The 6,434-nt window shown below is 34.7% G+C and carries 4 protein-coding genes and 1 pseudogene; 4 read left to right on the top strand and 1 reads right to left on the bottom strand.

Translation table 11 applies throughout. The features are described 5' to 3' along the window. The first annotated feature begins 86 nt into the window (after positions 1-86). Genes pssD through BMSHG_RS26045 form a run of 4 tightly spaced genes read left to right on the top strand, consistent with a single transcriptional unit; the run spans position 87 to position 2,892 of the window. Positions 87-536 carry a PssD/Cps14F family polysaccharide biosynthesis glycosyltransferase gene (gene pssD / locus BMSHG_RS09795; protein WP_019154271.1) on the top strand — a complete coding sequence of 150 codons (450 nt, stop codon included), beginning with the start codon at positions 87-89 and terminating at the stop codon, positions 534-536. Beyond that, positions 533-1,012: a PssE/Cps14G family polysaccharide biosynthesis glycosyltransferase gene (pssE, locus tag BMSHG_RS09790; protein WP_019154270.1), complete on the top strand. Its 480-nt coding sequence runs from the start codon at positions 533-535 to the stop codon at positions 1,010-1,012. The genes pssD and pssE overlap by 4 nt, the downstream gene beginning before the upstream one ends. A 41-nt stretch (positions 1,013-1,053) precedes the next feature. Next, positions 1,054-2,082: a glycosyltransferase family 2 protein gene (locus tag BMSHG_RS27085; RefSeq protein WP_019154269.1), complete on the top strand. Its 1,029-nt coding sequence runs from the start codon at positions 1,054-1,056 to the stop codon at positions 2,080-2,082. A gap of 21 nt (positions 2,083-2,103) precedes the next feature. Beyond that, positions 2,104-2,892: a group II intron maturase-specific domain-containing protein gene (locus BMSHG_RS26045; RefSeq protein WP_019154268.1), complete on the top strand. Its 789-nt coding sequence runs from the start codon at positions 2,104-2,106 to the stop codon at positions 2,890-2,892. A 2,025-nt stretch (positions 2,893-4,917) separates the two neighbouring features. Here the strand turns inward: BMSHG_RS26045 and BMSHG_RS29535 are convergent. Further along, positions 4,918-6,134 (bottom strand): annotated as a pseudogene (locus BMSHG_RS29535) (IS4 family transposase). Between the last annotated feature and the right edge of the window lie 300 nt (positions 6,135-6,434).

Below are 6,434 nucleotides of genomic sequence, written 5' to 3'. Positions count from 1 at the left end.
TAATAATTTGCGAAAGAGACTGCTAAAAATAGAACGACTATGAATGATAGGAGTAAAATTAACATGAATCAAAAAAAAAACTTTTATTGATTTCCTCAGTAGGTGGACATTTAACCCAATTACTATCCCTTGAAGAACTATTTATGGAATATGATTATTATCTAGTGACGGAAAAAAATGATGTTACATTAAAACTGAAGGATAAGTACCCGATTTCTTTTCTTGTCTATGGTGCAAGAAATTACCTTTTTCGATATTTATTTAAGTTTCTCTATAATATAGGTAAATCATTTTTAATTTTCCTCCGTGTAAAACCTGATATTGTAATAACGACTGGTGCTCATACTGCTGTTCCAATGTGTTATATTGCTAAATTATTTCGTAAAAAGGTGGTATTTATTGAGAGTTTTGCGAAATCAAAAAGTCCAACACTATCTGGTAAAATGATTTATCCTATTGCAGATTTATTTATTGTACAGTGGGAATCTATGAAAGAAATTTATCCAAAAGCGATTTATGGGGGGACAATCTATTGATATTAGTATTATTAGGTACACATGAACTTCCATTTACACGTCTTTTAGATGAAGTTGAACGTATAAAACTTGAGAGAAAAGTAGACGATGAGATTATTGTCCAAAGTGGTCATACAAAATATAGTAGTGAGGTCCTTTTTATTAAACCTTTTGTAAGCTACGATGAAATGGATGAATTGTTTAATAAAGCAAGATTAATCATTACCCATGCAGGAACTGGTTCTGTCATAACTGGTTTAAAAAAAGGGAAGAAAGTTATCGCTGCTCCGCGTCTTAAAGCGCATGGAGAGCATAACGATAACCATCAGTTAGAACTTGTACAAGTATTTGAATCCGCTGGTCATATTCTAACTTGGAACGAGGGAGAAAAACTCGAGGAAATCATTGCTAATTTGAATAATTTCGAACCAAAGCCTTTTATTTCTCAAAAAGTAAAAATGCTTACACTGTTAAAAGATTTTATAGAGAAGAATTAATACAAGAAAATTCATAATTCAAGACTTAGAGGTGTAATTAAATGAATTCACCGGTAGCTACAGTTTTTATACCGATTTACAACTGTGAAAGTTACATTAAAGAAACACTAGATAGCATCATTAACCAGACTTATAATAACTTAGAGATTTTATTGATTAATGATGGATCTACTGATAATTCGATTGACATTATTAATCAATATGATGATCCTAGAATACGTCTATTACACAATCCGAAAAATATGGGGATACCGTATACTAGGAACGTGGGGCTGAAAGAAGCAAAAGGTAAATATCTTATAAATATGGATTCTGATGATATAGCTTTTCCTGAAAGGGTGGAGAAGCAAGTTTCGTTTTTTGAAAGCCATCCTGATATTGATGCAATTGGTAGTAATTATGTTAAATTTAGTGATAAATCCAAGCGTAAAATTAAAGCTAAATATACCTCACCTATGGCAATAAATATTATGCTTCTGTTCTTCGATCCTATTTCCAACCCATCTTCAGCAATTCGATTGGCTACATTAAGGAAATATAACTTGTCCTATAACGAAGAATATTTTGTTGCGCAAGACTATGAGTTCTGGTCTCAGCTATCGAAGGTTGGAAAAATTACTATTACTCCTGAATTTTTAATCGCCTATCGAACGGGACATGACAATATTACAAAAAAGTCAAATCGTGAAAAGAATGAGAAACGTAAGAATCTTATCGCTTCTTTAAGAGGAGGACTCTTAGCCCATTATGGGGTGGAGTTAAACGAGAGTGAGTTAAAAGTGTATAATGATTTTTTTGTTCACTCTTATGGAGTAATAGTAGAAGAGAAAGAGCTCCTTGTTCAAACAATAATTAAATTAAAGAAGTGGAACAAGGAACAAAATAATATTTTAAATAAGGAATTATTTGTTCAAATATTAGATTATTGTATTTGTATAGGTATATCAAATCAAAGCATTACAATCCCTAAAAAGCTATCTTTATATTCAAGTTTAGTTTCTAAAGGGAAACTTAAAGATAGATTATATATTGTGGTTAAACATTTGTATTACAGATTATTGTTAAGGTGATTCTTTCGCAAGAATCATCTTTTGTCCGCTTGGCAGCGCTTTTTTCTAGAGGGTGTAAATCCCTTACATGCCGTTGTGGCGGAAATGTTAGCTGATGGACAGTGCGAGTATCGTGAGGTTTCGGGCGGAGGCTTGATTAGTCCACTACTGGCAAATATTTATTTACATTTATTAGACGAGTTAATGACAGCACGTGGACATCGCTTGATTCGATATGCGGATGACTTTGTCATCTGTTGCAGGTCAAGAAAGTGCAGAAAGAGTCTTAAAAACCGTAGAAAGCTTTTAGAGAATGAATTAGGACTGGTCGTACATCTGGAGAAAACGATAATTGTGGACAATACAAAAGAAAAGTTTACTTTTTTAGTCTACTCCTTTAGCAACGGCTATTGGCATAACCCTTCAGAAAAATCCATCAAGAAATTTAAAGATAAAATGAAGAAGATAACCAGAAAAAACCTGACCATAAACATGGAAAAATTTATCAAACATAAGGTGAACTCCGCAATAAGAGGATGGGGTAAGTATTTTGGGATTGGTTTCTCTTCAAAGGTCTTTAAAGAACAAAATAGTTGGATTAGACGAAGGGTTAAAATGATTCAGCTAAGAAGTTGGGAGAAGATTAAAAAGCTTCATAAAGATTTAACGAGAAAGAAGTGGAAGGGTGAACTCCCTCAATTGAGAATGAATCGATGGAGGAGTTCAATGTCGACACCTGTACACACGGCTTTGCTTATTGAATGGTTTCGTGAACAAAAGTTATTATTTCTTGTGGATATTCATAAAGAACTGTATTCCCAAGGGGAATAACATGGAGGATCCATATGCGATGACCCGCACGTACGGATCTGTGAGAGGAGCATGAAATTTTTCATGCGCATACTCTATTTACTCACCGAGCATGGGCGAACTCTAACAGGTGTTAGCCTTGAGTAAGACCTGGTAGAGGTAAGTACTTAGCTGACCGTAAGTATGCCCATGATGATGTGAAATTTAAAGGAAACTCTAGGCCAACCAAGTTGATAGCAAAGATGGACAATTTGGTGCTGAATATTGCGATCAATTGTATCGGTTAGAAAGTCAATTTAAGCATCTTTCATTAGGGAAACGTCGGAAGGAGAGACAAAACATTCGAAGCCAATTGTAGAACAGTTTCTAAAATTGGTAGATATGAATCGTCTTTTTTTGGGGAAAGCGCCCTAGACTGCTCGACTTTGCGAGTTTCGGAATATCCAATTGTATGCATTTGATTGACTTACTAACCATCAGAACGATAAGACTTTGCTTATAAGTTTCATCCGCATGCAGGACGGATTTTGAAAGTAGTACCTGTTTTCATTGATAAATCGGTAAAAGCCAACCTTCCACTACACGAATCGCTCAATTAGATATATTTTTATCATTAGTATAGTGACAATGTCTTTCTCATTCCTTTACCGACGGTAAAGAGGCAAGTAGAACTCATCCAATAAGCTAACCAAAATGGTGAGCGATTATCCCTAACGAGTAAAGAATTGAACCTTAGTGTACTCATATATAAGCGGTGGAATTCGCAAGGAGGAAATAAGGAAGATGGGCGACCAATTGCAGTACGTCTAGAATTGAAAACTAAACTACCACAAGTGGTAAAACAAGAAATATTAGAGGTTGTGAAAAAAGAAGAATTTGTCGATCTATCCCCGACATAAAAATTGTGCCGAAATTATCTGTTCAGAGTATTTATATTACCTCTGAATCTAGTTTCTATCGAGTGCTTCGTGAGCAAAATATATAGCAAACACCATAGAGGAAGAAGCAAAATGCCTGAACGAAGACTACCAGAGATCCATTTAGCAACAGTGTCTAAGCAGGTTTGGATATGGGATATTACGTGATTAAATGTGCCGATGAAAGGCATGTATTTATCGACTCCATTTAATTATCGATATTTTTAGTGGAAAATAGTAGGTTGGGAAATTTGAGAAATAGAGGAGTCACAATACGCTGGAGAGTTAATCAAAAAGATGGTCATGAGTGAGAGATTCAGAGAAGACCGCTTGTATTACACTCAGACATCGGAAGCCCTATGAAAGCAACAACCTTTCAGGTGTTACTCGAAAAATTGGGTGTACAAATCCTCTTATTCAAGTCACAGAGGAAGTATCGATAATCCCTATTCTGAAGCGATGTTTCGGACGCTAAAAAATATAGAATCAAATTCGCCTATAAGGGGTTTGAAACACCTGAGTTGGGCACATAAATGGCATTAAAATTTGTGGATCGGTATAACTGTATACATTTACACATTGGATTTAATTTTGTAACTCGAGAACAATATCACAGAAGTTTCCACATGGAGATACTAAAAAGCAAAAAGAAGTTTACAAACGAGCGAAGCAACAGCAGCCAGAGCGTTAGTCTTGCTCAACAAGAGATTGAAGTCCCCATCATTCGGTGGCTTTAAATTCTTTGAAAGAAAAAGTAGAACAGGATGAAACAAATAAGCCTCACTTCGGCAAGCACGAACCCCTCCTTTTCCTTCTCATTAAAGAACAGAATTTATTCTGTTCTTTAATGAGAAGGTCACCAAGCGAAGCGCAGTAGTAACCCCTAGGGTTCGTGCACTAACAAACAAGTGAAATGCTACAACTATCTTGACCAACACTGGTTACGAAGTAAAATATCTATATTTTAAACTCTGGAGTTTACTAGTTTCTGGATACATTTTAATTTTGGCAGTATAACACCAAAGAGTTATTTTTTGCTATTTTCAAGCTCTATTAAAAAATGTATAATAATTAAGTAGGAAAAATCCTTTATAAAATAATTTATTACAGTAACTCAACTTTAACATACTTAAATAGGCAGGTAGACCTTGATGTAATTAGATTAGCCCGCAATCTAGGGCTATAGTTGACTTTGAATGAATTTCTGAATTCTTTTGTTACTTTCCTTCAGGACATCTTGAAGAATCTCAAGTAATTGCAAGAGTCCAGTAACCCAATTGAGAGCAGTAATCTCAGTGCAATGGCACATCTAATGTCCAAGTTGTCTGTACAACAACGATTCTGCCATAAGAGGATAATGTATCTGGTAATGACGATGGTGGTATGGAGAATGAAGGAGTCATACTAACGACCTTGAAACTATTTTGTGGCTTTTATAAGGACTTGGTTGTTTTGAAAAAGACTTCAATGTCCCAATGAATTCTGTAGATGCAAATGAATAGAGTTCCTTCAAACTTACTTTCTTATCTTTCAATCAGGTAACGTTACTTTAAGTTTTTCGCCATGCCAATGACATCAAGACCTTGAGCGTTGATCTCTATAATAAGTGGTTGATACGTAAACTAAGTGTTTATCAGCACATAAGAGGTTTCATTTTCTGTGTTCATTCGACTGACCCAATTATTGTTGGAATTTGCTTAGGTACCGTTTGTAAAGCTTCTAAACGGCGCTTATATCCAAAGCTGCGTTTGTCAATGTTCTGTGCCATTCCATGATGACACTGTTTATAGAACTCAATAAAGAAAAATCTACAGTCATAAACGTTGTAATATCACACCAACCTAATAAGCACCCTGTCCCCTTTGTAAAAGCGTATTTTTTGATAAGTGTGGTCAAAACTACGTGCAAAAGTACAACCGATTTACTTCGATTTTTATCATGAGAAAAATCACACACAATCAGAACTTTGATCCGCTCATGATTCGTAAGCTTACTTAATTTTTCACTCGAATGTGCGCATAATAAAAGGAGGCACCATCTTCGTGAATAAGTGGAACGGTTTAAGAAACGATAGACTGCGCCTTTAGTTGGAATACCCGCAGATTTCTTACTATCAAGTGTTCAAAACCCGTTTTTATTTTCGAAGATTAAACAGAAAGTGAGCTGAAATAAATAAGCACAGATAAAGCGAAAAGATTTGGTAATACCAGCTTTTCGATGAGGGTTCAATACATTTAGTTCTTTAAATGTAGATTTAATTTTATTTGTTAGTTGCTTCGTTTGCGCCTGATTTGCTATCGTATAGGGGACACATCTTCTGTAGGAAACGTTTGATTCTTGACAAATCAACTATACCAAACGGATAGTTGTTTTATCATGCATTTATATATATTAATGAGCGTACTTGAATAAAATCGGCAACTATTACTGATTGGACTTATCGCACATTTCTCGATGTGATAGTTGAGCAATAATATTTCAATATTTTAAATTATTGGAGGCATTTGATGAATAAAAAAGTGATTATTATACTTTCTTTATTATTTATTATTTCTTTTATCCCTGTTTTCATTCCAAAAATGTCAGCAGAGTTATTACTAAGCCAAACTAGTAAATTAGGTCATATTAACTCTGAAAATGTTAATA

Origin of the sequence: Robertmurraya massiliosenegalensis JC6 (genome assembly GCF_000311725.1) — a bacterium.
Classification (GTDB): domain Bacteria; phylum Bacillota; class Bacilli; order Bacillales; family Cytobacillaceae; genus Robertmurraya; species Robertmurraya massiliosenegalensis.
The sequence above is the reverse complement of the archived record's forward strand: the minus strand, read 5'-3'. Positions and strand labels throughout refer to the sequence as shown.